This window comes from Paenibacillus sp. FSL H3-0333 (assembly GCF_038002805.1).
GTDB lineage: Bacteria > Bacillota > Bacilli > Paenibacillales > Paenibacillaceae > Paenibacillus_AQ > Paenibacillus_AQ silagei.
Window position 1 is genome coordinate 1,576,747 of sequence record NZ_JBBODG010000001.1, and the last position, 25,214, is coordinate 1,601,960.

Sequence of the window (25,214 nt, forward strand, 5' to 3'; positions counted from 1 at the left end):
ACTGCCTGTCCGGCAGTCAGCTAACGTGGGCTTGCCTACATAGATCGTCCCCTGCGGCCCATAAAGAGTGAGACCACGAAGAGGATCAGGAAGATGTAGAACAATACTTTGGCGATGCCGACAGCCGCCGCCACAATATTGAAGAATCCGAAGATACCGGCAATCAGGGCGACTACCAGCAGAATTATTGACCATCTTAGCATGAGATGTCATCCTTTCTGTGCGTTGATGTAGTCATTGTTTAAACGGGGCTTATCCATTTGAAACAGGGAGGAAAGGAAGAGGATTCCAGGGGCTTGGCCTTTGTTTCGGCCCAATTCTGTAAGGGTAACTATGCAGTATCAGACAGTGCAAACCGATAATTTAGACACTTGGAAGGGGTTATCCACAATGATCATTGAACTTAGCGTAGCACTGGCTGCTATCGCATTCGCAGTACTCGTATTCTTCTTAATCAAAACCTTGAAGTCAGCGAAGGAATCGCTCGACAAGGTCAGTCAGACTCTGCAGGAGGTTCAGAAGACTATTGATGAGCTTACCTATGAAGTCAAAACAACCGTCCGGCATGCCAATGACATCACAGCGGATGTGCAGGGTAAAATTCAGAAGATTGACCCGATCGTGGATTCCGTGAAGAATCTGGGCGATGTCATGAACGAGCTGACATTGACCGTGAAGCAGGTATCTGTAACGGTAATTGAGAGATTCCGTAAATCACGTGAACTGAAGGATAAGGCAAAATCTGTATCCATCGCAGAAGCCCCGTTAACACCGGCCGAGGAGAGAACCGTGCAATCCTATGAGGCAGTGAGTTCAAGCAAATCCAAGGGCAAGATAGCCTCAGCCCTCAAAGGTGTGGATGCAGCCGCTGCAATCTGGCAGAAATTCCGCCATTAATACGATGGAATGAAATACGGCGGGGCTCAGGACGGGGCAATACCAGCTCATGAAAGGCGGGAACTCTATGAAAATGGTTATTCTCTTGCTTAGTCTGCTTGCTCCCTTCATATCTGCACCGCCGCAGGATGAGACTGTTTCTCCCGCTCCCGGTACCGCTGCACAGCTGCCGGTAATGTTCGCCTTCGAGCATAGCGCAGCTGCCGAGCTCTACATAAGCAGCTTCGACTCCTTGTCCGGTATTAGCTTATATATGCCGGAAGAGGAGCTGCTGCAGGCTAAGGGAACTCCTCAGCAGATTACTGAAGATCCTTGGGCGGGCTGCCTGGAATATCAGTATGCCGATAGCTCGGCGGGGGTATGCGGCGGTGTTGTCCTGTATGTTCATGCTTCGCCTTCCCAGGCCGGACAATACGGTCTGAGCCTCAATGGACGGGTGCTTAATCCGCAGGCCATGAACGTGCAGGATATGCTGGGAGCGCCTGATTTTGAAGCTGAGGATGGGGATGTTTATATTAGAGGAGAGGCTGCGCTCAAGATCTACCGCAATACGGAGAGCGGCGAATGGGCCGGGCTGGATTTATTCGACGCTTATTCCTTCTGAAGCTGTTTCAAGCGCGGCAATTTGGGTTAATGAATGCTCAGTCATCCATCCGGTGGCTGGGCCTTTATTCATTATGAAGGAGAGTGATCTCATGGATTCAACAGGTACACAGGCTTATGCCAAGCTGCTGGAGAACGGCGTTCAGGCGATCGAAGAAGTGAATCGGCTCCGTAGCAGCGGCTACACCAGAGAGGATCTTTATGTGATCAGTCACGATGAAGACCGCGAAGGGCGTATCGTGGACGCCGCAGATACTAATGAAGTGGGGCTGAGTGAAGAAGGGCTGTTCGGTGCCATTGCCAACCTTTTCCGTTCGCGCGGCGACGCTTTACGCTTCAAGATTACTTCACTGGGCTTCAGCGCAGCGGAGGCGGCATTTTACGAGAAAGAGCTTGATACAGGCAAGGTTCTGGTCATTGCCAAAAGAAACCCACAATAATCGCGGGTCGGCTTCGCTGACCTTAATAGTACAATAGCGTAACCTCCAGTCCCACTAGACGTTAGTGGAGCTGGAGGTTACTTTGTTGAAGCCGGGACCTGCTTTATGCCAATATCTAGCTGGTTGGTAACAGGCCGTGTAAATATCGTATGATAGAATGATAGAGCTGAGGGTTAGGGCCTTAACACAATATTCGCGTGAGGTGAGGAAGCTTGAGAATATTAATCGTAGACGATAATCCTACCAATGTAATTATTATCCGTGAGATCCTCAAGAAGGAAGATTACCGGAATTTCATAACGGCTTCGTCCGCCAAAGATATGCTGAAGCTGCTGGGCGTCGGTGTGGGGGAAGAGCCCCGGCCGTCTGATGTGGATCTGATTCTGCTGGATATGATGATGCCGGAAATGGACGGTATTGAAGCCTGCCGTGTGGTCCAGCAATATGAGCATCTGAAGGATATTCCTATTATTATGGTTACGGCTGTAGGTGACTCGAAGAAGCTTGCGGAGGCGCTGGATGCCGGAGCGGTGGATTATGTTACGAAGCCGATTAACAAGGTGGAGCTGATGGCCCGTATCCGCCTTGCGCTGCGGCTGAAGCGCGAGAAGGACTGGCACAAGGAGCGGGACCAGCGGATACAGGATGAATTGAAGCTGGCTGCCCTTGTGCAGAATGCGGTACTCAGTCTGCCGCTTGCCGAGGAGACCCTGGAGGTACATGCGATTTACCAGCCTTCCTTCGAGCTGGCCGGAGATCTGTATGCCTGGTATCCGCTGGGAGACGGGCGCTATGCGGTCATCCTGCTGGATATGATGGGCCACGGTATCTCGTCCTCCTTGTTTACCATGTTCCTGGCCTCGGTCCTGAAGGATACCGTAACCACCTATGTGGAGCCGGAGAAGGTCATTCAGGAGCTTAACAGGCGTTTTAACCAGCTACACATTGAGAAGCAGCTGGTCCAGTATTATTTCACGGCGATCTATCTTGTCATTGATACCCGCATGAAGCGGATTAATTATGTGAATGCCGGGCATCCGCCGGCGCTGTTTTTTGAAGGGGAGGCCAAGACACCTGTCCTGCTTGAGAGCAACGGCCACCCTGTCGGGCTGTTTGACCGGATCGATATCCAGCAACAGAGCTTGAGCTACGAAGACGAGGGTCATCTGGTGCTGTTCACGGACGGCCTCATGGAGATGGTGGAGGGCGAGCAGGAGGAGCAGCTGAAATTCATGGTCGGGCATTTGAATGCCACTCATGACTGGCAGGAAGACCTGGTGCGCGCTGCCTTCCTGAGCGAGCCGGTCAATTCGGAACGTGATGACGATAAATGCCTGGTGTGGATCTCGCTGAAGAAAGGAACCGATAAGGAATGAAGATTAAGGCTAAGCTGCTGATCGGATTCAGCGCCATGCTGGCGATTATGCTGGCGCTTACCCTGATCGGGTATGACAGGCTCCATTATATGAGCAATCAGCTGGATAGCTACCAGGAGAGATATAGCAAAGGCCGTGCTTCTTCGGGACTTCGCGGGGAAGTGAACGACATGGCACGGATACTGACCACGTCCATGCTTAATGCCGATACTGTAACCCTGGAAGCGCAGAAGGCGGAAATTGACAGCAAGGTCCTGAAGTCTGCGGAGCATCTGGAGAATATTAAGGCCTCTCTGAAGACGGCAGAGGAATTGCAGATTTTATCCCGGATTGAGAATGCCTATTCCGGCTATCTGAAGTATCAGGACAAGGTCCTGGAGATGCTGAGTGCCGGATACTTTCAGAATGCCAACACGTACCGCAATGCAGAAGGACAGGATATTCAGAACGAGGTGCTGAACAGCCTGAATGCGTTGTCTGATTACAATGCCTTCCGGATGACGGAGGAGACTGCTAACGCACAGGAGGCTTCGAGCAGATCGATTCAGATGGTCACCCTGATCATGGTCTTAGGGCTGCTGCTCGGGCTGGGTGTCATTCTGTGGGTGATACCGAGCATCACGCGCGGCCTAAGTGTCGTCTCCATGATGATTACCAGCTTCGGCAACGGTAAAATGCGGGCGATCCGCCGGATCAAGGTGAAGTCGAAGGATGAGATCGGCGATGTGGCCCGGGTATTCCAGCGGATGGCCGAGGATATTGAGCAGAAGCAGCAGCTCGAGAGATCCTATGCCCAGGCACAGAGCGATCAGGCTTGGCTGAATGCCAATATTGCCCGGATTACGGAGCTGCTGCGCGGCGTCAGCTCACTGGATCAGGTAGCCCAGACCTTCATCAGTGAGTTCACGCCTGTGCTTGGAGCGCAGTATGGTGCCGTCTATCTGAAGAGCCAGGATAATCCGAACCTGCTGGTCAGCAGCGCTTTTTATGCCGGTGAGGAGGGGGTTACGCCCAGGGAGAGCTTCGAGATCGGTCAGGGACTGGTCGGACAGAGCGCGTTGGATAAGCTGCCGATCAAGCTGACGGAGGCGCCTGACAACTATATCTCGGTGTCTTCGGGATTCGGGGAGTCGCATCCAAGTTATATATCGATCCACCCGCTTTTATTCGAGGATGAGATTCTGGGTGTTGTGGAATTCGCTTCCTTCACACCATTCTCGGTGCTACAGAATGAACTGCTGCATCAGCTCTCCAATAATCTGGGGATTATTCTGAACAACATCAGCCGCAGGCTTGTGGTTGAGGAATTGCTGCGCGAATCGCAGGCGCTCACGGAAGAGCTGCAATGCCAGTCGGAGGAGCTGCAGACCCAGCAGGAGGAGCTACGCCGTTCCAACGAGAATCTGGAGGAGCAGACGGATGCCCTGAAGCGTTCAGAGGAGCTGTTGCAGCGCCAGCAGGAGGAGCTGGAGCATTACAACACAGAGCTGGTCTCCAAGACACGTGCCCTGCAGGATCAGGTGCAAGAGGTTGAAGAGAAGAAGGATGAAATTGAACATGCCCGTATGCAGCTGGAGAAGCAGGCTATGCAGCTTGCAGTAACCAGTAAATACAAATCCGAGTTTCTGGCCAATATGTCCCATGAGCTGCGTACTCCGCTGAACAGCCTGCTCATTCTCTCCCAGCTTCTTACGGAGAACAAGGAAGGCAATCTGAGCGAGAAGCAGGTAGAATTCGCCCATACCATCTATATGTCAGGTGCAGATTTGCTTAAGATGATTGATGAGATTCTCGATCTGTCCAAGGTCGATGCCGGCAAAATGGAGTTGAATCATGAAGAAATTCCGCTCGTCGAGCTGAAGACCTTCGTGAAGCAGAACTTTGCTCCGCTGGCTGCGCAGAAGGGGCTGTCGCTGCGCCTGTCCTTTGACGAGCCGCTTCCGGACAGTGTATATAGCGACAGTCACCGACTGAAGCAGATCCTGCGTAACCTGCTGTCCAATGCCTTCAAATTCACGAGCGAAGGGTATGTAGAGTTCTCTGTCAGCCGTGCGGACGTCAAGCGGCTGCCTGCCTATCTGCCGCATGAATATGATTATATTGCCATATCCGTCAAAGACAGCGGGATCGGCATCCCGTCAGATAAGATGGATATCGTCTTTGAGGCGTTCCAGCAGGTTGACGGTACGACGAGCCGCAAATATGGCGGCACGGGGCTTGGCCTGTCGATCAGCCGCGAATTAGCCCGCCTGATGGGCGGGGCCATAGGACTGGAGTCCCGTGAAGGGCAAGGCAGCGTATTTACACTGTATTTGCCGATTCAGGGGAACTTTAGCCTGCTGCCGGGAGCGGTTGAAGCCGCTCCTGCCGGGGAGCCCTTGCAGCTTGAGGCGTTCCGGGAGGAACTTTCATGGGATAAGGCAGGGGATATCACGCCTACACCTGCTAAGCCTGTAGTTGTGGAAGATGACCGGGAATCCCTTGCCAGCGGGGACAAGGTGCTGCTGATTATTGAGGATGATGAGAGCTTTGCCAAGATATTGCTGGGCATGGCCCGCGGACGCGGCTTCAAGGGGCTGGTAGCCCTGCAGGGTGATATCGGCCTTCAGATGGCCAAGACCCTGCTGCCGGACGCGATCATTCTCGACATCCAGCTGCCTGTCTTGGACGGCTGGTCGATTCTGAGAGAGCTCAAGAGCGACTCCCAGACACGCCATATTCCGGTGCATGTAATCTCTGTGAATGATGAGATGAAGCAGGGGCTCATGATGGGAGCGATGGCCTACCTCAGAAAGCCGTCCTCCCGTGAAGCGCTGGACCGGGCCTTCTCGCAGATTGAGAATTACACCGCCAGCACGATGAAGCATCTCTTGATTGTCGAGGATGACGATATCCAGCGCCGTTCCATCGAGGAGCTTATCGGACATGACGATGTAGTGATTACGGCGGTGTCTTCTGGCCAAGAGGCACTGAATGAGCTGCACAAGCAGAGATATGACTGTATGGTGCTTGATCTGATGCTGGATGATATGACTGGCTTCGAGCTTCTGGATCAGATCCGCGACGATGAGGAGCTGAACGATCTGCCGATTATTATTTATACCGGCAAGGATCTGGACAGCAAGGAAGAGACCAAGCTGCGTAAATATGCGGAATCCATTATCATCAAGGATGTCCGCTCGCCGGAACGGCTTTTGGATGAGACAACGCTGTTCATGCACCGGGTAGAAGCAAATCTGCCGGAAGATAAGCGTAAAATCCTGCAAAAGCTGCACAATAAAGAGGAACTGTTTGAAGGTAAAAAAATTCTGCTCGTCGATGATGACATCCGCAACGTCTTTGCCCTCTCCAGCGTGCTCGAAGGCTATCATATGGAAGTGAAATTTGCCGAGAACGGCCGCGAGGCCATCGACATGCTTGTCGAACAGAGTGATTATGATCTGGTACTGATGGATATGATGATGCCGGAGATGGACGGATATGAAGCTATGCGCCGCATCCGGCAGATGCCGCAGTACCAGAAATTGCCGATTATCGCCCTCACAGCCAAGGCTATGAAGGAGGACCGGGCCAAGTGTATTGAAGCCGGAGCCTCCGATTATATGAAGAAACCGATCAGCACGGATCAGCTTCTTTCGTTAATGCGCGTCTGGTTGTATTCGTAAGGGTGATTTCGGGGTAATAGCTATACAGCAGGTTCAAACCAAGTACGGAAATAAGGCGCAGGCAAGGGAGTATTGATGACAATGGCAGCGATGGAGCACGGTTATGAGGGTCAGGGGAATCCTCCGGAGAGCAAGCAGGAGCTTGAACAGATTGAGATTGAGCTGCTTCTGAACGGAGTACACCGTTTGTATGGATATGATTTCAGGAATTATGCCCTGCCTTCCTTGAAGCGGCGCATCTGGCATCATGTCCATGCGGAGAGCTTACCTACTATTTCTGCCCTGCAGGAAAAGGTGCTGCATGACCGTGCCTGCTTCGAGCGGTTCGTGTATAGTCTCTCCATCCCTGTGACAGAGATGTTCCGTGATCCCGGGCTCTTCCTGACCTTCCGTCAGAAGGTCATTCCGCTCCTGCGGACCTATCCTTATATCCGGATCTGGCATGCCGGCTGCTCGACAGGCGAAGAGGTCTACTCGATGGCAATTATGCTGCATGAGGAAGGATTATATGACAAGGCTAGAATTTATGCCACGGACATGAACGCCCGTTCCTTGCAGCAGGCCAAAGAAGGCGTGTACGAGATCGGCAAGATGAAGCAATACACCAAGAACTACCTTGAGGCCGGAGGCACGGGCGTCTTCTCGGAATACTATACAGCGAAATATAACTCAGTGATTCTGCAGCCGTATTTACGCAAGAACATCATTTTTGCAGAGCATAATCTGGCAACGGACACTTCCTTCAACGAATTCAATGTGATCCTGTGCCGGAATGTAATGATCTACTTCAACGACGAGCTCCGCGATCATGTGCATGGCTTGTTCCATGAGAGCCTCAGCCGGTTTGGAGTGCTGGTCCTCGGTTCCAAGGAATCCATTCATTTCACACGCTACAGTGACAGCTATGAGCCTCTGGACCGGGTAGAGAAAATATACCGCAAAAATAAATAGCGGGTAAGGAGGGACCTATGGGGGTTCAGGAACCGATTCATATACTGCTGGTTGACGACCGTCCCGAGAATTTGCTGGCACTCGAAGCCGTCCTTGAGAGTCAGCATTACAAGCTTGTCAAAGCCAATTCTGGAGAAGAAGCACTGCGGTGCTTGTTGAAATATGAATTCGCCGTGATTGTTCTGGACGTTCAGATGCCGGGTATGGACGGGATCGAAACCGCCAAGTTAATCAAAGCCAGGGAGAAAACCAAGGATATTCCGATCATCTTCATCTCTGCCAACAGCAGGGAGTCGGAGCATCTCTTCGCAGGGTACTCTGCCGGCGCTATTGATTATATGGTCAAACCGTTTATCCCGCAGATTCTGAAGTCGAAAATTGAAGGCTTTGTGAATATGCATCTGACCAGCAAGAAGCAGCAGATTCAGGCGATGCAGCTGCAGCAAAAGACGCTGGAGCTTGAGCGCATGAACGGTGAACTGATCAAAGCCAAGGAAGAGGCGGAGATCGCGGCTAAGGCCAAAACCGAATTTCTGGCGATGATGAGTCATGAGATCCGCACGCCGATGAATGGCGTAGTGGGCATGATTGATCTTTTGATGGAGACCCAGCTTGCTCCTGAGCAGAAGGAATATACAGAGATTATCCGTAAAAGTGCGGACACACTAATAACCGTGATTAACGATATCCTTGATTTCACCAAGATGGAATCGGGCAAAATGGAAATGGAAGAGCAATTATTCGAGCTGCATACCACCATTCAGGAGGTATTTAGTCTGTTCTCAGCGGAAGCCGGCAAAAAAAATCTGGAGCTGGCCTATTTCATCGACCAGAAGCTGCCTCGGCTGATTTATGGAGATATGGCCCGGCTGCGCCAGGTGCTGATCAACCTCGTATCCAATGCGGTGAAATTTACCAACCAGGGCGGCGTTTATTTAGTTGCTTCCATTCTGCCTGCAGCGGATAATAAGCTGGTGATAGAATTTACCGTTAAGGATACCGGCATCGGAATTTCACCGGAGAAATGTGACCGGCTGTTCCAGCCCTTCTCCCAGCTTGATTCCTCCATGACGCGTAAATACGGAGGCACAGGCCTCGGCCTCGCCATCTGCAAGTCCCTCGTGGGCATGATGGGCGGAGATATCCGTGTAGAGTCGATGGAAGAGAAGGGGGCTACCTTTGTATTCACTATCCAGGTTGCCGTGCCGGAGGAAGAGCTGGAAGGCGGCTGCCGGGAAGAGGACGGTACAGCGGACGAGGTAGATGAAGCAAGCCGGAGCAAAGTGCTGGTCGTAGATGACCATCCGATTAATCAGCGCCTTATGGTTAGCATGCTGGATAAGCTCGGATATCGTGCCGATGTTGCTGAGGACGGGAACCAGGCTGTAGAACTGGCCCGGCAATCCGAGTACGATTTTATCTTCATGGACCTGCAGATGCCTGTGATGGATGGTCTTGAAGCCACTTCCCTGATTCGTGAGGAGAGCAGCGGTTCGCCTGACAAGACGGTGATCATTGCGATGACTGCGAATGTGATGGAGGGGATTCAGGACCGCTGCACCGCTGCCGGAATGGACGGCTACATCAGCAAGCCGCTCAAGCTAAGCAGCATCAAACAAATGATCTCCAGATATTCAGGCAGAGATAACCCCGCAACCGCGCGGAACACTTCGCTTTTCAACGCATGACCCATGAATTACCAGTGCCGTATTGTCTATTTGTTGTTTCAACCCTAGGCTATTAGGGTTATTGGTAAAGAAAACATTTAACCAGGAGAGTTGTCTATGAATACACATAAAAGCGAAAAGTTTCACGCAAAGACCGAAACCGTTGGTTCGGTATGTACTGTTTATCTGGTAGGTGAACTCGATCTGTCTGTGGCGCCTGACTTTCGTCTGGTGATGGAACCGCTAGTGGGAGACACGGGGCTTGATCTCGTGATTAATCTGAAGGATCTGAAGTATATTGACAGCACCGGTATCGGAATCCTGTTGTCGATCCTCAAAGCAAGACATGGAATGGACGTCAAGTTCACCGTTGCTGATGTTCCCCCGCAAATTCAGAAGCTTTTTGACATGACCGGCATTTCCAAGTTTTTTGCCTCCCAAGAGAATTCCCACTAGGAAAGGATCGAACTAAGAATGAGTGATGACATACAAAGAGTAGTTCTTCAGTTACCCGCCAGTGCAGAATATGTCGATATTGTCAGACTTAATTTATACGGCATTGCCTCCAAAATGGGTTTTACTTATGAAGACATTGAAGATATGAAGGTAGCCGTCTCGGAAGCATGTAATAACTCCGTGCTCTATGCCTATGGGCAAGCGGACGGTATGGTTGATGTAATCTTTGAGGTAGGATCAAGTGTCTTATCCATTACTGTCAAAGATGAGGGGGAGAGCTTTGACGGTTTGGATGCGTCCGGGGAACGTCTGACGCTTCATGACAAGGAGCTGAATGATGTTCAAGTGGGCGGACTGGGCTTCTATCTAATGCAGGCGCTGATGGATGACGTTAGCGTTGTTAGCGAATCAGGGAAAGGGACAGTCGTTACCCTGACTAAACGGCTCAATTTCAGCGAGGAGAAAGTATGAATGACAAAGTGACTCCCCCAGAGTCCATGAATGAAGCAGTAAGCCTGATCTGGGAATACCAGCAGACGAAAGACAATGAAATCGCAACAGTGCTCATCCGCAAATATGAACCTATGGTGAAGATGGCAGCCGGCAAAATTGCCCGTAACCGTCCGGATCTCTATGAGGATCTGTATCAGGTAGGGCAAATGGCGCTGATCCGGCTGCTGGCGCAATACGACATCAGCTTGGGGATTCCCTTCGAGCCGTATGCGATGAAGAGTATGATTGGACATATGAAAAACTACCTGCGTGATAAATCCTGGTACATACAGGTTCCACGGCGGATTAAGGAAAAAGGCGCGCTTGTTCAGCAGGCCATTGATGAGTTGACCATTCGGCTCGAACGTTCTCCGGCGGTTGAAGAGATTGCCCACTATCTGGATCTCACCGTAGAGGAAACAGTGGAAGTACTGGCCGGCAGAGAATGTTATCATTATGTCTCCCTGGATTCCCCGCTCTCCCAGGAAGAGAGCGGGGCTACACTCGGTGAATTGATCAGTTCCGATGCGAATGACTACGAAACAGTGGAGAAGCGTATGGATCTCCAGCAGGCGCTCGGACAGCTGAAGGAGCAGGAGCAGCAGGTGCTGCTGCTGGCCTTCCAGGATGGCCAATCCCAGCGGGCCATTGCCCAGAAGCTGGGCGTCTCGCAGATGAGTGTCTCCCGTATCCAGAAGCGGGCCACCGAGAAGCTGAAGCAGATCATGGCTAATTCATCCTATTAAGGATCAAGGTCATTATATTTATCAGGGCAGGTTCCATCCCGTAAGGGATAGAGCCTGCCCTTTTTTGGGTAGATAAGAATTTATATGTTTTGGGGGCCCCACTTTGTGGGGTTAAAGAGCAACATCCCTCCTGGAGTCTATTCGCGGTAGAGTAGGCTGCAGGAGGGATGCGCGGGAAATGTGTTTAGTTAGCATCTATATACTTTTTGATTTCTCCAAGATATTCCCCGATAACCGGTACATTGAGAAACAAACTGAGGATATAGCCGAGGATACCAAGAATGACAAAGGTACCGAGTGAGAGGCCCAGGCCTCTGGAGATCCCGGCCATCAGATTGGTGATAATCCGCTTTTTGGGGTCTGTATAGTTCTCCAGGATATCCTTGAACTCGGATTTCTCCAGTGAGTCGGCGATCTTGTCGAGCCTCGCATTCAAGCGTTTGACCTCATGCCGCAGCTCGAAGGGATGCTCATCTACGTCATAAGCTTTGGTTCTGTTGTCCGCTTCTCCCATAAGGCGTACCTGCTTTCTGTAGCCTGAATCAGGCTTTATTGAAATATAAGACATGCATAAATAGGGAGCGGCCAGCTACGGAAGATCTGGCCGCTCCCTTCAATGTATAATCAGCCTGAACATCCGGGATTAATAAGAGGATTTAACTTCGTCTTTGGCATCCTTCGCTGCGCCTGCGATTTCCTTGGAAGCGTCTTTCGCCTTGTCGGCAACCTCTTTGGAGGTATCCTTGGCTTCAACCGCTATGTCCTGGGAGGCGTCCTTAACGCTGCCCGTGATGTCCTTGGAGGCATCGCTTACCGTTTCGCCAATCTTTTTGCCGGTTTCCGCCAGAGTAGCTGCAATTTGTTGCTTGCTGTCACTGACGGTGGTGAAGATATCGGAGGCCTTGGCTGATACTGTGCCGGCCAGATCAGTAGCCTTTTCGCCGACTGTTGTAGCAATCGTCTTGGTCTTGTCAGTTACGGCTCCCGCAACCTCTTTTGTCTTATCCGTAGCTACTGTGAGCTTATCGGACAGGTCACTGCGCATCTCGCGTCCAGGCTTTGGTGCGAATAGCAATGCTGCCGCCGCTCCTAAGAGCCCGCCGATGAAGATCCCTTTTAAGAATGTGCCGCCGCTTTCTACCGGATATTCCTTCTCTGCTTTATTCATTATCAATCACTCCTTGTCAGAATTGTTATTCAAATTCAGGTGAGCCTGAATGTTCTTACTTCGTATATACACTTTGGGCTATGTGCTGAAACAGCGGAATAGCTTGGCAAAGATTGCCGGAGGATAAGGGAGCATCCCAGCCAAAAAGGTGTTTTTTCATACCTAAATGGATGAATATGCGGCTTTACAAGTTTGATTGATCTCGAAGGGAAGGGGGTAAGAAATAGTTAATCATAGCGCATCTATACATCCCATATTGAAGAGCATTCATTCCCCTGTTTAGGATATTGATAAGATTCCAACATCTATGGAGGTGCAACATTATGATAAAAGTAGTTACAGCAGCCGAGCGTCATACTTCGAATAGAGAATGGATACACAGTGAATTCAGCTTCTCGTTTGCCGATTACGATGATCCCAGCAACGCCCATTTCGGCGCACTGCTGGCGCATAACGACAATGAATTGAAGCCTGAGCAAGGCATGCATGAGCACCCGCATCATGATCTGGAGATTATTACTTATGTGGTATCCGGTGTGCTGAAGCATCAGGATGACCTGGGGAATCATGCAGATCTGCAGGCAGGCAGTGTGCAGCTAATGAGCGCAGGAACAGGCATTAACCATTCGGAGACGAATCCGTCAGACCATGTGGATGTCCGGTTCCTGCAGATCTGGCTTTTGCCGGACCGGCCCGGTAAGACCCCGAAATGGGATGCCCGGTTCTTTCCGGCCGAGCTTAAGCTCAACCACCTGCTGCCTGTTGCTTCAGGGGAAGGGACTCAGGGCTCGCTGCAGCTGGACAATGATGTTAACATCTACCTGTCTGTTCTGCAGACGAACCGGGAGCTGCGCTATCCCCAGCAGGAGGAGCGGCGAACCCATCTGTATGTCATTTCCGGGAATCTGGAGATCTCATGCGCGGACGGTGTATTCCAGCTCCAGCAGGGGGATGCGGCGCGTATCCGCAAGAGCTGCGAGCTTACGCTCAAAGGCATAAGCAGCTCAGGAGATGCAGAATTCATTCTGATTGATCTCCCGTAGCCGCCGGAGCATGACCGTATAATTATTATTGCAGCAGACAAAAGCCCTTCAGCTTCAACGTCCTGTCTTACGGACAATGAAGCTGAAGGGCTTTATCTTGTATACCGACTGCTGGTGCTATTTCTTGCGCAGGCGGCCAAGCTCTGAGACGATCGCCTCCACCTGGGAGATACTGAGCCGGTCACTGCCCATCGCAACCTCGTATATATCCTGAATATCCTCATACTGCTCCACCGAAAAGGCTGACGCCTGCATTGCAGCAGCACTGGCCATTTTCAGCTTGTTTTTGATGCCTTCAATCATATATTCAACGTTCTCCTGGCTTGGGTTTGACAAATCCATTGAGTATAACCATCCTCCCTGAGTAATATAGAATGTGAACTGGTATAGTTCAAATATCTTATCATGTTTGGGCAGGAGATGACCATTTTTTTGTCCAGATCACGCAAACATGTTAAATTAAAGGTAAATATAACAGGTTACTGAGTAAGGGGGGAGAGTCTTTGGCCATCAGAGAAGAAGAGAGCAGAAAACGGCGTAAAAAGGATGCCGGGGAGCTGGCGGTTTTCTTCCGCGGGATCGCAGACGAGTATTCCGCTGAGCAGCTGACCTTCCTCTGTATCGGAACAGACCGCTCCACCGGAGATGCACTGGGGCCGCTGACGGGAAGCCGCCTGCTAGAGTACGGATTTCCAAATGTAACGGGTACGCTTCCGGCGCCCTGTGATGCGAATAATCTGGTTCAGCGGATAACAGAGATTCCGGAAGGGCAGATTATTGTCGCTGTCGATGCCTGCCTGGGACCGCCGGCCGCACTGGGCTGTTATTTTGCGGCAGCGCAGCCGCTGCGTCCGGCAGAATCGGTAGGAGGACTCCTGCCTGCTGTAGGGAATTACAGTCTGGCGGCGATCGTTGATGTGAATAGTCCGCGTCCTTACCGGACCATCCAGACTACCCCGCTCTACCGGGTAATGGTTATGGCAGATCAGATTGCCAAGGCAGCCGCACAGGGATTCGGACTTACGGATTGAGCGCGTTTCAAATCAGCCTGTTCTAGCTTATTAATATAGACCACTACATAGAAAGAGGGTAAGCAGCCATGGAAAATGTTCGATGCGAGGGAAGCAACATCTGCTATAGTGATCAAGGCAAAGGGGATGTAATCGTACTGCTGCATGGATTCTGCGGGAGTGCCGAGTACTGGGAAAAGGTAATTCCAAGCCTGACTGCCCATTACCGGGTCATCGCCCCGGATCTGCGCGGGCACGGGGCTTCCGATGCTCCGCTTGGAGCCTATACCATCGAGCAGATGGCTGATGATGTGCTGTCGCTGCTGAATGCTTTGGAGATTCCGGAATGTTATCTGCTGGGACATTCGCTCGGTGGCTATATTACCCTGTCGTTTGCCCAGCGCCATGCCTCCCGGTTGAAGGGCTTCGGGCTGATTCATTCCTCCGGCTATCCGGACAGTGAAGAAGCCAAGGAGAACCGGCTGAAGAGCGTCACCATGATCCAGAGCGAAGGCATCTTTGCTTTTGTGGATCAACTGGTGCCTGGACTCTTTGCCACTGGAGCGGAGCCCCGGCTGCTGGAACGTGCCAAGGAGATTGGCTACAAGACTCCGCCGCAAGGCGCGGTTGGCGCGTCCTTGGCGATGCGTGAGCGCCCGGACCGCCGAGATGTGATCTCGGCAACGGCGCTGCCGGTGCTTCTCGTTGCCGGAGCAGAGGATTCGAAGGTGACGCCGGAGCGGACGTTCACCTCAGACAACCGGAATATCACCAAGGTGACGTTGCCGGGTGTAGGCCACATGGGTATGTTTGAAGCACCGGAGCAGCTGGCGAAGATTATTAAGGATTTCGTTCAGGCTCCTGTGCAGAAGTAAATTACATCAGGCAATAGGGACAGAAGGCAGCACTTCCGCTCTCCGGCGGGTGCTGCCTTCTGTTTGCTGTGCAAGTATATATATTTTATTGAAACTTACGGATAGCCGGAACGCACAGCACCAGGGCAACACAGGAGAGGCCCAGGCTGGAAAAAATAATAATGGTCGGCACTCCTCCGATCTGGTCGGCCAGCCAGCCGACTAAGATATATCCGACCGGCAGCAGGGCGAAGGACCCGAACATATCCAGACTGGCTACCCGTCCGAAGGCTTCCTTCGGAACAAGCTCCTGCAGGCTGATCTCCCAGATCAGCCCGAAGATCATTAGTCCGAAGCCTTCTACGGCAAATAAGGTGACAGCTGCTGCCGGAGTGCCTGCGAACGGGAGCAGCAGCAGAGCAGCCCCGCTGATCAGTGCGCCGCCGTAAGCCAGGATGCCGCGGTGATTCCATTTCGGCCGCAGGCCGTACAGCAGGCCGGCCGCTATGGCCCCGACACCGGAGAACGTAACGGCCAGGCCATAGAGATAAGGAGGCCAGCCGTGATGGACCTTGAACAGCCAGGGAAGAAGGACGCTGATTACGCCCGTATAACATATATTGACGAAGCAGAAGGCGAGAATTGTAATCCAGAGCCAGGGCTGGCTGCGCAGAACATGTATTCCTTCGGCGAAATCCTGCCTCCAGTGCGGAGCGGGAGAGGTCCCGGCAGCAGGCTTAGCCGGGATGTCAGTCTCAGTGGCGGCAGCCTGCAGCCGGGTCATCATCACTCTGCGCAGATAGACCAGGCAGATGAGGGAGATAAGATAGGTGAAGGCATCAATTCCGAAGCCGAAGCCCGCGGACAGGTGGGTAATCAGCAGTCCCCCTAACGCGGGACCGATCAGCCGTACGGACTGGGTTGTGATCTGAGTTAAAGAATTCGCTGCTACGCGGATATCCGGAGTGAATACGGTAGCGCGGACGGCAGCGTAGGCGGGCTGGAATAAGCCGTCCAGCAGGCCGTAACAGGCAACTAGTCCATAGAGCAACGGAATGCTCAGCACTCCGGTCAAGGACAGCACAGCAGTCGTAATCATAACGATGAACCGGGCAATATCGGCCAGCATCATAATCCGTACACGGTCGTAGCGGTCGACAATATGTCCGGATACCGGCAGCATGATTACATTCGGCAGCATGTAGGCGGCCATGACCATCCCCATAATGGTGGTGGAGCCGGTCAGGGAATAGACCAGGACCGGCAGGATAACCATGGTTACCGAGCTGCCCAAAAAAGAAACTAAATGTCCCAGCCACAGGTAAGGAAAGGCGCGGGATTGCCGGAAAGGGGCGGCGAAGCCCTCAAGCGGATGATGCTTCAGTTGTCCGGAAGGGCCAGCGGTGCTCATCTATTAATGTGCCTCCTCTTCCGGCTGCGCAGCAGCATCAGCAGACTGCAGACGGCCCAGCATCACTTCCACACCGTATTCGTCACCTTCCGTTACCTTGGACTCCCAGGCGGTAATCAGCTCCAGCAGCTCCTGGTGGAATTCCGCAAGCTCCTGAGGAGAGAGAGTAAGTCTGGTATTGAAATGCCGGGTTTGGTCTTCTTCGCGGAAGTGAAGGCTGCGAAGCGCCTCCGAGTGGAACATCGTACCTTTGGAACGGTAAAATTTCTGGATGATTCCTCCTGCGGCTTCTGTACGGACAAGCTCCAGCAGACCGCCCTCATAGAGCTTGACGATATGGTAGTGAATATTACCCGGAGTCTTGTTCAGCTTCTCCGCAACCTGCTTGGATGTAAGCGGCTCTGCCGACAGCGTGTGCATAATCTTAATCCGTAAGGCGCTCTCCAGCAGCTTATCCTGTTCCGGCGTAACGTTCAAAATCCGGTTGCTTGACTGCAGATCCGGTTGACCTGAAACGGCTGCTGTGATGGAGTCTTGCGTGTTGCCGGTTGGCTTGGTCATCAATAAACCTCCTATGTAGGGTCCGTATTAACATGTATACAGTCTGTATCCAATTCCAATCTGCTTAATAGTTCAATCTGTAATACAGATTGGGTAACTGAATTATAGTTCATCATTATAGTGTGGTCAAGACTTAACTCCGCACAGTGGCGCCGGAGAGACGAATGGTTTAAGATGAGTCCAACAGCAAGCATAGGATACAGAAGAGAAGCAACTGCGTAACGAAAGGAGCACGGGTATGTTCCGGAGGGATTATATTGTACGGATGATTGAGGATATGACAGCTATGGTCGCCAAAGTAATGACCCTGAAGCAGGATAAAAAAACAACGGAAGCCCTGTGGGAAGTGGATGAGCTGCTGATGCGGCATTTTCGCCTGAATTCGCGTCTGCTTAATTCGTTGTCCGTAGAGGATATTATTGATATGTTTCGTCTTGGAGGGGTACTTGAGGCCGACAAGCTGCAAGGAGTAGCCCGGCTGCTGAAGGAGGAAGGCGGGATTTACGCGGCCAAAGGAGACCGGGATGCGGCCCTGTTCAGGGCGATGCGTTCCCTGCATTTATTCATATATGCCGGTCTTCATGGCGCGGACCGTGAGCTGCTGAACATGACGGAAGAGATCAATGAGCTGCTGGAGGAAGTGGAGCCGTACCGCCTGCCCGCCAAGACCGAACGCCTCCTGATGGCTTACCACGAATCCCAGGGACATTACGCTAAGGCGGAGAACAGTCTCTACCGGCTCTGGGAGCAGGGGGAGACTGTAGCGGAGGAAGGCCGGGAGCTGTACGGACGGCTGCTGCTTTTAAATCCGGAGCAGTTAGCCCAGGGTAGTCTTCCGCTAGAGGAAGTGCAGCAGGGCATGGAAGAATGGAGCAGGCTTAATGTTAATGCTATAATATAACGATATTCAGGAGACAACGTGCTCTATTTTATAAACCGGAAAGTGAGATGTACCCATTTGGAAGCTTTGAAGGAATTGATCGAGCAAGTGATAACCGGCCGCACTCTGATTACGGCTACACTAAGCCAGCTGCGCAGCAAGGGCGATGCCGCCTACAATAAAGTACAGGTTAAGCCTGTTGAGTTAAAAGGGAAGCTGCATTATCAGTTTGCCTATTATATCGGCCCTAAGGTGGAGCACCGTAACATTCCGGCAGAGGATGCCGCTGAAGAGATGCTCTCTTTGCTGAGGGACACCTTCCGCCAAGGTCTGCTGTGTACGGCCGGTGCCGACTATCAGGTGCTGATCAGCAAGAAATACAAGGTATCTATTCTGACGAAATCAGCCAGCAAGCAGGAAGCGCCGGATCTGGCCCATAACCGCCGGAAGCAGTATGTGCTGGATGAGGGGGAGCCGGTGCCGTTCCTGGTCGAGCTTGGCATTATGAACAGCGAGGGCAAGGTACTGGCCAAGAAATATGATAAGTTCCGCCAGATCAACCGGTTCCTGGAGATGGTTCAGGATGTGCTGGGCGATCTGCCGGCAGGCCGGCCGCTGACAATTGTGGATTTTGGCTGCGGCAAGTCTTATTTGACCTTCGCGCTGTACCATTATCTCGCCGTCCGCGAGCAGCGGGAGCTGAATATTGTCGGCCTTGACCTTAAGGCAGATGTCATTGCGCACTGTGATGCACTGGCTGCTAAGCTGGGCTATGACCGGCTGAAGTTCCTGGTGGGCGATATCGCCGACTATAATGAGCTGGATCAGGTGGACATGGTGGTCACACTGCATGCTTGTGATACCGCCACCGATGCTGCACTGGAAAAGGCGGTGCGCTGGGGCGCATCGGTCATCCTCTCAGTGCCCTGCTGCCAGCATGAGTTGTTCGCGCAGGTCGAGAGTGAGGTACTGAATCCGCTGCTGTCACACGGCATCCTGAAGGAGCGGTTCTCGGCGCTCGCCACCGATGCGATCCGGGCGAAGCTGCTGGATCTGATGGGCTACCGCAGCCAGCTGCTGGAATTCATCGACATGGAGCACACTCCGAAGAACATCCTGATCCGCGCCGTCCGCAGCGACAGCGGCGATCAGGCCGCCAAATGGCGCGAATACACCGCATTCCGCGATTTCCTCGGTGCCAAACCTTACCTGGAACGCGTCTGCTCCGACCTTCTGCCCACCGGCAGTACGGAAGTTTAATTTATGTGTTGAATAGTTTAGGCTATGACAGAACAGCCGCTTCCTGATGGGGGCGGCTGTTTTATTTGCGGTTTGTGGAAATGGGGGCGGAATGGGCCGAAGGAGATGCGGGGGCAAAGCTGGAGGAGAGCCGTAGGCAGGCGTGCCCCTGCCTACGGCTTTTACCGGCTGCGGGGCAAATGTGTGTGGAAAACCGAACACAATTGGCTATGTGCGGGTGAGTGTGTCAAATGTAAGTGGAAAACCGAATACAATGTGGTGTTGCGTGGGTCGTATCCTGGCTAGGATAGCACATGAGAGGCAAGATGCTCCTCCACCGGCGGGGGAGGCCAAATGAGCAAAATCAGGTGCACAAGTGCACTTCATTTGAGCGTTGGTGCTACTTCTGGTGGAATCAGGAGCACAAGTGCTCTTCATTTTGAGTGATTGAGCTACTTTGGGTGGAATGAGGTGCACAAGTGCTCTTCATTTGAGCGTGTGAGCTAGTTGGGGGAATCAGCTCCCTCTTCTGTTTTCCGGTAAATATGGGCAGACTGTTAAGCATCATGAGCAATAGGAGATTTAGGATGCGGATGAATGTGAATGGGCGGCAAAGTGATTGGGTGGTTACTTTGGTTTGCGGGTTGGCGTTGATATCAGCTGGGATGGCGTCCTGTGTGCTGAGAGGGTTCTTTTTTACCGGGGAGATGTATGGGTTCCTGACGGTGTGGTTTGGCATGTGCGGAGTGTTGCTGGGATCGGCACTTATCTATATGGCTACTGGTAGAGGGGCCAGGCTTAAGCTGCGTTGGGAAGATCGGAAGTGGTCTGGCAGTTCCTTGATTAGGGCGAAAGTAGAGGAGCAGTCTGAACGCAGAGATAATACACGGGAGTTGGCGGGCAGTAGGAGGAGAGGGAACGAGAGCGGGAGCAGGCTGGTTGTATGGGGGGTGCTTAGCGGTTGTGTGCTACTCTGTCTCCTGTATGCTATCCAGGCACTAGTCAGTCCCGTATCCACGCAAGGAACACTGAATGAGATGCTGCGCTGGGGCTTCTACACTAGCTTTGTTACATTCGCTTTGCTGGCGGCGCGAACCCGCCGGGGAGGAACTCTTCTTGCAGCAGTGTGGCATCTGCTTGGAATCACTATCAGTATGTCTGCCCTTTTGGCGGTCTGTGGAGGTCTGCCGGTTCCTTATGCGGTGGCGTATACTGAGTCGCCCGGCGTCAGTGCCACTGGTGCCAGGCTGGCCGGACTGCTTCAGTATCCGAATGCCTTTGGTGCGGTAATGGCTGTGTATTTGCTGGAACGGCTGTTTGCTGCTGCTTATAGCTTCTGGCCTGGAGTTTCTCAGGGAGATGAAGGCAGCAATGTGGTACGTTCGAGTGTCGGCGGAGCGGGTGAAGTTGGTGCAGAAAGTGCGGGTGGAGACAATAGTGCGGTAAGTTCGGATGTAAGTGGAGCGGGTGAGGTAGGTGCAGAAAGTGCGGGTGCGGGCAATAATTCGGTACGTTCGGGTGTCGGCGGAGCGGGTGAGGTAGGTACAGAAAGTGCGGGTGCGGGCAATAATTCGGTACGTTCGAGTGTCGGCGGAGCGGATGAGTCAGGTGCAGGAGATGCAGGCACCAGTGCGAAGCGGACCGGAACCTGGTCCGCTTCGCACTGGCTAAGAGCGGCGCGCCTGCTGCCGCTCTTCCCGTACGCCGCCGCGCTGCTGCTCAGCGAGTCGCGCGGCGCATGGCTGGCTGCGGCTGCCGCCGGTGCCGCAGCCCTTCTCCTGAAGCGGCAACTGTTCGTGCCGCTTCTAATCACCGGCGCCGCCCCCGTTGCCGCGGCGGCGCTGCTCTACCGCCAGCTGGCCCGCTCCGGGCTGGCGGCAGAGCCCCTGCCCGGCCTGCTGCTGCTGGCCGGGCTCTGGGCCGGCGCGTGGCTAGCCGGCCTGTGGCTGCACCGCCGCAGCTGCCGTGCGGCGGGCGGACACCGCGCCGCCCTGCTGGCGCTGGCGGCGGCGGGCTGGACGGCGGCGGCCAGCGCCGTCCTGCTGCTGGTACGCGCGCGGATCACCGGGCCGTCACCGACGGCCGACGCGCGCGGGCTGTTCTACCGCGACGCCTGGAGGCTCGCGGCAGAAGCGCCCTGGCTGGGGCGCGGGGGCGAGACCTGGCGGCATACGTACCTTGCCGCCCAGTCCCGCCCCTACGTGGGCAGCCAGGTGCACAGCGGTTACCTCGACATCCTGCTGAACCTCGGGATGGCGGGTCTGGCTGCGGTCCTCCTGCTGCTCCTGGCCGCAGGAGGGCTGGTATTCAAGGCGTCACCAAGGCTGCTTCCGCCTCTGCTGGTGATTATTCTGCATAGCGCAGCCGATTTCGACTGGAGCTATGGACTGGTCTGGCTGCTGCTGCTCCTGCTGCCCGCCTGGGCAATGGCCGAAGCAAACAGCCGGACCGTTAGGACGGCTCTCCCTACAGTTCTGCATGACTCCCGTTGGTGGCGCAGCAAGCCGGCTGGCCAGCGAAGGAACCGGCTTCGCCGCTTATGGAGATACGCAGGCATAACCGTTCTCTGCGGGCTGACCCTCCTATGCAGCGGTCTTTCCTTCCAGGCCATGAAGGGGGCAGCCCTATTCAAGCAGGCGGTCAGGGAGAGTGATCCTGCCGTAAGGATTACGCTGCTGCAGCAATCACTGAGCTGGAACCCGAGAGAGCCGCAGACTGCGGTTGCATTATCACGGCTGCTTCCACAGGAGCAGGGAATTAGCCTGCTGCTGCGCAGCCTGCCATTCTCTCCAGGAGACGTTGCCCTGCACTGGGAGCTTGCAACACGTTCTCTGCAGGGCAGTAATCCGGGAGAAGCGCTGTACTGGGTCCGCCGGAGTCAACAGAAGGATCTCTTTAATGCTGGGAGGCGGCTCACCGCATTAAGAGGGATGCTTGAAATGGGAGAACGGAGCTTGGCGGTCGGAGACAGACGTATCGCGGCGGACAGCGCGGCTGCGGGACTAGAGCTGCTGCGGCAGTACAATCTGCTGGCCGCCAAGGAGCAGGACAGAGGACCACAGCATAATGACCGTGGCTTCGCCCTACTTCTGCAGAGCGAAGGAATCTATCTTGAGTTAACACATTTACAGTCCCAAACGGCACTTAGCTCCAATAATAGATAAGACGCGCCTCATATTGAACTCGGGGCGTGATCGCCGCTGCGGTGAACCTGGCAGCACATCGACCGCAGCCTCACCCTAACCATAGGACTGCCCGCCGCCGCCCATCACCCGAGCCTCAATTCATAGCCATCCCGGACTAATCTCAGACTTTAACCCGCCGTGAGATCAGCCAAGAGTACACAATAGGCAGAATAATCATGATTACCAGAGCGGCGATGATCATGCTGACCGACAGTGTAGTGGACATAAAGGCCCCAAGCGCAATCAGCAGACCGCCGGTCACCCACATCCTCCCGGAGAAGCGGTGGGTTCTCCGCCACACGGCAGGGTCATTCAGTGTCCAGGGTGTCCGGATTCCCGTGAAATAATTATCCCTGATCTGCGGCAGGAAATTCCCGATTACAGCCAGCAGCAGTCCCACACTTACAGTAGCCCACTTTCCGGCGGCGAAATGCTCATCCAGCCCGTAGCTGACCGACAGCACAAGGGCGGCATCACAGATGACGGCAACGGTGAGACGGCCCATTTTGTAAGCCCCCTGGAACTTATTATAATTCTCTCCCTTGGGATCAATATTACGTATAAACTGCATCGCCAAAGGAAAAATCAATCCCATAAAAGAGAACAAAGCAATAACCGAACCCTTGCTCCAGTAAGTGTTGACCTTGCCGGTAAGACTGAATTGGGCGGGAAGCTGATCCGGCAGCCTGCCGTAATTCACCAGCGCATAGCCCAGTGAGAGGAACCCGAGAATGACAATCAGCGTATCCTGCCACTTCCATGTGAAATTCTTCATCAATGTTCATCCTCCGTATGTTTAATAGCGTGCGGGTTACTTTTTCCTTTTGGGTCCTGAACCCTTTGAGCCAACATCCGCATGTTCTTCGGGTTGGCTGTCCGTACTGCCCTTGCCTGTACCCGTCAATTCGAGAAACCAGCCAAGTACCTCTTCAAGTACCGTGGAGTCCAGAGAATAGACGATAAATTGCCCGTTACGTTCGTCCTGCACCAGCCCCGCATGCTTCAGCGCATTGAGGTGGTGAGAGATGCTGGGCTTCGTCATATTGAAAAAATCAGCGATTTCCCCGGCCGTCCGGTCCTTTTCACGCAATAGCCGGAGAATTTGTCTCCGGGTCGGGTCGGCGAGCGCTTTGAACGATTCATTCAACTCCATGTCCTCCTTTCGATATTTAAATAATTATCTAAATATATAATATGACTCGATTCCAATCTTTGTCAATACAGAAACTCACATCTGTTTCAGGAGGGGTTGTTCATATTCCTTAAGTAGAAGTCGTAAGCCTGCATATGCTAGAATAGGCTAGGAGAAGCTGATACATAGAGCGGCTAAGCAGATGGGTTCTGCCAGCAGAATACCAGGCTATTACGCCATACGGGAGGAGACCTGCAGTGCACTTTATATCTGATGTCATTTCACATTTGTTTGAATGGATTCAGTCTCTGGGCTACTTTGGAATTATGATCGGGCTCATGATTGAAGTCATTCCAAGTGAGATTGTCCTGGCTTTTGGCGGCTATTTGGTCTCACAAGGCGATATTAACTTTTTTGGCGCCGTGCTGTTCGGTACCGTCGGGGGAGTGATTGCCCAGATCTTTGTGTATTGGATTGGCCGTTATGGCGGCAGACCTGTGCTGGAGAAGTACGGCAAGTACATTTTCATCTCCAAAAAACATATTGATCACTCCGAAGAATGGTTTCAAAAGTATGGGACCGGTGTAATTTTTACAGCCCGCTTTATCCCGGTTGTCCGCCATGCGATATCGGTTCCGGCCGGTATTTCCCGCATGCCGCTGGGCAAATTCACTTTGCTGACAACCCTTGCAGTCATTCCGTGGAGCGCATTGTTTGTCTATCTGGGATACACGCTCGGAGACAAGTGGGAGACCATTGATGAGGTTGCAGCCAAGTACACCCATGAGATAATTCTTGGCGCTATTGCGGTAATTGTCCTGTATTTCCTATTCAAGTGGTACAAATCCAAGAAGAAGGGTAGTGCAGTATGAAGCAGAATGTAGCATCCAAATTTGGCCAAGGCCTGACTCCGCGCCAGTTCGTGGAAGCCATGACGAAGAACCAGCAGGCTTTTGAATCCTGGTATGAGAAGTTCGCCTGGGAAGACGATAGTGACCGCGAATATTTCGAGAGCCTGAATCACCGTGATGACCTGCGTGTGCTGATTCTGGCTGCGGACTGGTGCGGAGATGTGGTCCGCAATGTCCCGGTGGTCTTCCGGATTCTGGAGACTGCGGGCATCAAGACGGAAGTGCTGATTCTCGAAGAGAACCAGGAGCTGATGGACAACTTCCTGACCATGGGCGGCCGTTCCGTTCCCATCGTGATTTTTGCGGACACCGGAGGTTATGTGCTGGGGCAGTGGGGACCGCGTCCGGAGCATGTCCAGACCCTGATGAGAGAATTCAAACGGGAGAACCCGGACCGCGAAGCAGCGGACTATGACAGCAAAATTACCGAAGTGCGCAAAGCAATGGGGCAAGCCTACGGAGAAGGAACGGAATCACACGCAGTTATCGCCAAAGAGCTGCGCGCTCTGATCTCCGGATTCTAATGC

General features: G+C 53.1%; 26 protein-coding genes. 18 read left to right on the forward strand and 8 right to left on the reverse strand.

Features of this window, described 5'->3' with window-relative positions; translation table 11 throughout:
- Nucleotides 1–35 precede the first annotated feature (35 nt).
- Nucleotides 36–203, reverse strand: coding sequence for a DUF1328 domain-containing protein (locus MHH78_RS07045; RefSeq protein ID WP_036694965.1), 168 nt, complete (start codon nt 201–203; stop codon nt 36–38).
- A gap of 187 nt (nt 204–390) precedes the next feature.
- Between MHH78_RS07045 and MHH78_RS07050 the strand changes: the two genes are divergently transcribed.
- The 10 genes from MHH78_RS07050 (at nt 391) to MHH78_RS07095 (ending at nt 11,293) form a co-directional block, all read left to right on the forward strand.
- Nucleotides 391–897: a DUF948 domain-containing protein gene (locus tag MHH78_RS07050; RefSeq protein ID WP_076080443.1), complete on the forward strand. Its 507-nt coding sequence runs from the start codon at nt 391–393 to the stop codon at nt 895–897.
- 67 nt (nt 898–964) lie between these two features.
- Nucleotides 965–1,501, forward strand: coding sequence for a hypothetical protein (locus MHH78_RS07055; protein WP_341166979.1), 537 nt, complete (start codon nt 965–967; stop codon nt 1,499–1,501).
- Between the two features lie 91 nt (nt 1,502–1,592).
- Nucleotides 1,593–1,940: a general stress protein gene (locus MHH78_RS07060; protein WP_076080447.1), complete on the forward strand. Its 348-nt coding sequence runs from the start codon at nt 1,593–1,595 to the stop codon at nt 1,938–1,940.
- Between the two features lie 212 nt (nt 1,941–2,152).
- On the forward strand, nt 2,153–3,316 hold the full coding sequence (locus MHH78_RS07065) for a fused response regulator/phosphatase (RefSeq protein WP_341166980.1): 1,164 nt from the start codon (nt 2,153–2,155) through the stop codon (nt 3,314–3,316).
- On the forward strand, nt 3,313–6,981 hold the full coding sequence (locus MHH78_RS07070; RefSeq protein WP_341166981.1) for a response regulator: 3,669 nt from the start codon (nt 3,313–3,315) through the stop codon (nt 6,979–6,981). The genes MHH78_RS07065 and MHH78_RS07070 overlap by 4 nt, the downstream gene beginning before the upstream one ends.
- An 81-nt stretch (nt 6,982–7,062) precedes the next feature.
- Nucleotides 7,063–7,932 (forward strand): CheR family methyltransferase, encoded by an 870-nt coding sequence (locus MHH78_RS07075; protein ID WP_036730299.1) that lies wholly within the window; start codon nt 7,063–7,065, stop codon nt 7,930–7,932.
- A gap of 17 nt (nt 7,933–7,949) precedes the next feature.
- Nucleotides 7,950–9,620: a response regulator gene (locus MHH78_RS07080; RefSeq protein WP_076080453.1), complete on the forward strand. Its 1,671-nt coding sequence runs from the start codon at nt 7,950–7,952 to the stop codon at nt 9,618–9,620.
- A gap of 96 nt (nt 9,621–9,716) precedes the next feature.
- Nucleotides 9,717–10,055 carry an STAS domain-containing protein gene (locus MHH78_RS07085; protein ID WP_341166982.1) on the forward strand — a complete coding sequence of 113 codons (339 nt, stop codon included), beginning with the start codon at nt 9,717–9,719 and terminating at the stop codon, nt 10,053–10,055.
- A gap of 18 nt (nt 10,056–10,073) precedes the next feature.
- Nucleotides 10,074–10,526 carry an anti-sigma B factor RsbW gene (gene rsbW, locus MHH78_RS07090; protein WP_036730295.1) on the forward strand — a complete coding sequence of 151 codons (453 nt, stop codon included), beginning with the start codon at nt 10,074–10,076 and terminating at the stop codon, nt 10,524–10,526.
- Complete coding sequence (locus tag MHH78_RS07095; protein WP_036730293.1) at nt 10,523–11,293, forward strand: sigma-70 family RNA polymerase sigma factor; 771 nt, start codon at nt 10,523–10,525, stop codon at nt 11,291–11,293. Before rsbW ends, MHH78_RS07095 begins: the two co-directional genes overlap by 4 nt.
- Nucleotides 11,294–11,477: 184 nt before the next feature.
- On the opposite strand, the gene MHH78_RS07100 is transcribed toward MHH78_RS07095, so the two are convergent.
- Together MHH78_RS07100 and MHH78_RS07105 are read right to left on the reverse strand one after the other, a co-directional pair.
- Nucleotides 11,478–11,807: a DUF5665 domain-containing protein gene (locus MHH78_RS07100; RefSeq protein WP_036694977.1), complete on the reverse strand. Its 330-nt coding sequence runs from the start codon at nt 11,805–11,807 to the stop codon at nt 11,478–11,480.
- A 129-nt stretch (nt 11,808–11,936) separates the two neighbouring features.
- The gene (locus MHH78_RS07105; RefSeq protein WP_339311608.1) at nt 11,937–12,461 is read right to left on the reverse strand and encodes a YtxH domain-containing protein; all 525 of its coding nucleotides are present in this window, start codon (nt 12,459–12,461) and stop codon (nt 11,937–11,939) included.
- Nucleotides 12,462–12,784: 323 nt separating this feature from the next.
- Between MHH78_RS07105 and MHH78_RS07110 the strand changes: the two genes are divergently transcribed.
- A complete protein-coding gene (locus MHH78_RS07110) occupies nt 12,785–13,504 on the forward strand; it encodes a pirin family protein (protein WP_340994482.1) in 720 nt (239 codons plus the stop codon).
- A 117-nt stretch (nt 13,505–13,621) separates the two neighbouring features.
- Here the strand turns inward: MHH78_RS07110 and MHH78_RS07115 are convergent, their stop codons facing one another.
- Nucleotides 13,622–13,846, reverse strand: a complete 225-nt coding sequence (locus MHH78_RS07115; RefSeq protein WP_036694980.1) for a DUF1128 domain-containing protein — start codon at nt 13,844–13,846, stop codon at nt 13,622–13,624.
- Between the two features lie 161 nt (nt 13,847–14,007).
- Here MHH78_RS07115 and yyaC point away from each other — a divergent pair, with 161 nt between their 5' ends.
- Both yyaC and MHH78_RS07125 read left to right on the forward strand, forming a co-directional pair.
- Nucleotides 14,008–14,535: a spore protease YyaC gene (gene yyaC, locus MHH78_RS07120; protein WP_341166983.1), complete on the forward strand. Its 528-nt coding sequence runs from the start codon at nt 14,008–14,010 to the stop codon at nt 14,533–14,535.
- A 68-nt stretch (nt 14,536–14,603) separates the two neighbouring features.
- Nucleotides 14,604–15,389 carry an alpha/beta fold hydrolase gene (locus tag MHH78_RS07125; protein ID WP_341166984.1) on the forward strand — a complete coding sequence of 262 codons (786 nt, stop codon included), beginning with the start codon at nt 14,604–14,606 and terminating at the stop codon, nt 15,387–15,389.
- Between the two features lie 85 nt (nt 15,390–15,474).
- On the opposite strand, the gene MHH78_RS07130 is transcribed toward MHH78_RS07125, so the two are convergent.
- Both MHH78_RS07130 and MHH78_RS07135 read right to left on the reverse strand, forming a co-directional pair.
- Nucleotides 15,475–16,779 (reverse strand): MFS transporter, encoded by a 1,305-nt coding sequence (locus MHH78_RS07130; protein WP_341166985.1) that lies wholly within the window; start codon nt 16,777–16,779, stop codon nt 15,475–15,477.
- A gap of 3 nt (nt 16,780–16,782) precedes the next feature.
- On the reverse strand, nt 16,783–17,340 hold the full coding sequence (locus MHH78_RS07135) for an ArsR/SmtB family transcription factor (RefSeq protein WP_076080465.1): 558 nt from the start codon (nt 17,338–17,340) through the stop codon (nt 16,783–16,785).
- A gap of 238 nt (nt 17,341–17,578) precedes the next feature.
- Between MHH78_RS07135 and MHH78_RS07140 the strand changes: the two genes are divergently transcribed.
- The 3 genes from MHH78_RS07140 to MHH78_RS07150 all read left to right on the forward strand — a co-directional run bounded on the left by MHH78_RS07140 (nt 17,579) and on the right by MHH78_RS07150 (nt 22,623).
- On the forward strand, nt 17,579–18,241 hold the full coding sequence (locus MHH78_RS07140; RefSeq protein WP_341166986.1) for a DUF6483 family protein: 663 nt from the start codon (nt 17,579–17,581) through the stop codon (nt 18,239–18,241).
- Nucleotides 18,242–18,298: 57 nt separating this feature from the next.
- Entirely contained in the window at nt 18,299–19,480 is a 1,182-nt protein-coding gene (locus MHH78_RS07145; RefSeq protein WP_076080469.1) for a class I SAM-dependent methyltransferase, read from the forward strand.
- Between the two features lie 656 nt (nt 19,481–20,136).
- Nucleotides 20,137–22,623, forward strand: coding sequence for an O-antigen ligase family protein (locus MHH78_RS07150; protein ID WP_341166987.1), 2,487 nt, complete (start codon nt 20,137–20,139; stop codon nt 22,621–22,623).
- A 142-nt stretch (nt 22,624–22,765) separates the two neighbouring features.
- Here the strand turns inward: MHH78_RS07150 and MHH78_RS07155 are convergent, their stop codons facing one another.
- Both MHH78_RS07155 and MHH78_RS07160 read right to left on the reverse strand, forming a co-directional pair.
- The gene (locus tag MHH78_RS07155; RefSeq protein ID WP_076080473.1) at nt 22,766–23,419 is read right to left on the reverse strand and encodes an SdpI family protein; all 654 of its coding nucleotides are present in this window, start codon (nt 23,417–23,419) and stop codon (nt 22,766–22,768) included.
- 36 nt (nt 23,420–23,455) lie between these two features.
- The gene (locus MHH78_RS07160; RefSeq protein WP_209879964.1) at nt 23,456–23,791 is read right to left on the reverse strand and encodes an autorepressor SdpR family transcription factor; all 336 of its coding nucleotides are present in this window, start codon (nt 23,789–23,791) and stop codon (nt 23,456–23,458) included.
- A gap of 242 nt (nt 23,792–24,033) precedes the next feature.
- On the opposite strand from MHH78_RS07160, the gene MHH78_RS07165 reads away from it, so the two are divergent.
- Together MHH78_RS07165 and MHH78_RS07170 are read left to right on the forward strand one after the other, a co-directional pair.
- On the forward strand, nt 24,034–24,648 hold the full coding sequence (locus MHH78_RS07165) for a DedA family protein (RefSeq protein ID WP_076080476.1): 615 nt from the start codon (nt 24,034–24,036) through the stop codon (nt 24,646–24,648).
- Nucleotides 24,645–25,211 (forward strand): thioredoxin family protein, encoded by a 567-nt coding sequence (locus MHH78_RS07170; protein ID WP_341166988.1) that lies wholly within the window; start codon nt 24,645–24,647, stop codon nt 25,209–25,211. Before MHH78_RS07165 ends, MHH78_RS07170 begins: the two co-directional genes overlap by 4 nt.
- Nucleotides 25,212–25,214: the final 3 nt, after the last annotated feature.

Coding starts and splice junctions, on each gene's coding strand:
- MHH78_RS07045 (WP_036694965.1), bottom strand. CDS start 203: ATGCTAAGATGGTCAATAATTCTGCTGGTAGTCGCCCTGATTGCCGGT.
- MHH78_RS07050 (WP_076080443.1), top strand. CDS start 391: ATGATCATTGAACTTAGCGTAGCACTGGCTGCTATCGCATTCGCAGTA.
- MHH78_RS07055 (WP_341166979.1), top strand. CDS start 965: ATGAAAATGGTTATTCTCTTGCTTAGTCTGCTTGCTCCCTTCATATCT.
- MHH78_RS07060 (WP_076080447.1), top strand. CDS start 1,593: ATGGATTCAACAGGTACACAGGCTTATGCCAAGCTGCTGGAGAACGGC.
- MHH78_RS07070 (WP_341166981.1), top strand. CDS start 3,313: ATGAAGATTAAGGCTAAGCTGCTGATCGGATTCAGCGCCATGCTGGCG.
- MHH78_RS07075 (WP_036730299.1), top strand. CDS start 7,063: ATGGCAGCGATGGAGCACGGTTATGAGGGTCAGGGGAATCCTCCGGAG.
- MHH78_RS07080 (WP_076080453.1), top strand. CDS start 7,950: ATGGGGGTTCAGGAACCGATTCATATACTGCTGGTTGACGACCGTCCC.
- MHH78_RS07085 (WP_341166982.1), top strand. CDS start 9,717: ATGAATACACATAAAAGCGAAAAGTTTCACGCAAAGACCGAAACCGTT.
- rsbW (WP_036730295.1), top strand. CDS start 10,074: ATGAGTGATGACATACAAAGAGTAGTTCTTCAGTTACCCGCCAGTGCA.
- MHH78_RS07095 (WP_036730293.1), top strand. CDS start 10,523: ATGAATGACAAAGTGACTCCCCCAGAGTCCATGAATGAAGCAGTAAGC.
- MHH78_RS07100 (WP_036694977.1), bottom strand. CDS start 11,807: ATGGGAGAAGCGGACAACAGAACCAAAGCTTATGACGTAGATGAGCAT.
- MHH78_RS07105 (WP_339311608.1), bottom strand. CDS start 12,461: ATGAATAAAGCAGAGAAGGAATATCCGGTAGAAAGCGGCGGCACATTC.
- MHH78_RS07110 (WP_340994482.1), top strand. CDS start 12,785: ATGATAAAAGTAGTTACAGCAGCCGAGCGTCATACTTCGAATAGAGAA.
- MHH78_RS07115 (WP_036694980.1), bottom strand. CDS start 13,846: ATGGATTTGTCAAACCCAAGCCAGGAGAACGTTGAATATATGATTGAA.
- MHH78_RS07125 (WP_341166984.1), top strand. CDS start 14,604: ATGGAAAATGTTCGATGCGAGGGAAGCAACATCTGCTATAGTGATCAA.
- MHH78_RS07130 (WP_341166985.1), bottom strand. CDS start 16,779: ATGAGCACCGCTGGCCCTTCCGGACAACTGAAGCATCATCCGCTTGAG.
- MHH78_RS07135 (WP_076080465.1), bottom strand. CDS start 17,340: ATGACCAAGCCAACCGGCAACACGCAAGACTCCATCACAGCAGCCGTT.
- MHH78_RS07140 (WP_341166986.1), top strand. CDS start 17,579: ATGTTCCGGAGGGATTATATTGTACGGATGATTGAGGATATGACAGCT.
- MHH78_RS07155 (WP_076080473.1), bottom strand. CDS start 23,419: ATGAAGAATTTCACATGGAAGTGGCAGGATACGCTGATTGTCATTCTC.
- MHH78_RS07170 (WP_341166988.1), top strand. CDS start 24,645: ATGAAGCAGAATGTAGCATCCAAATTTGGCCAAGGCCTGACTCCGCGC.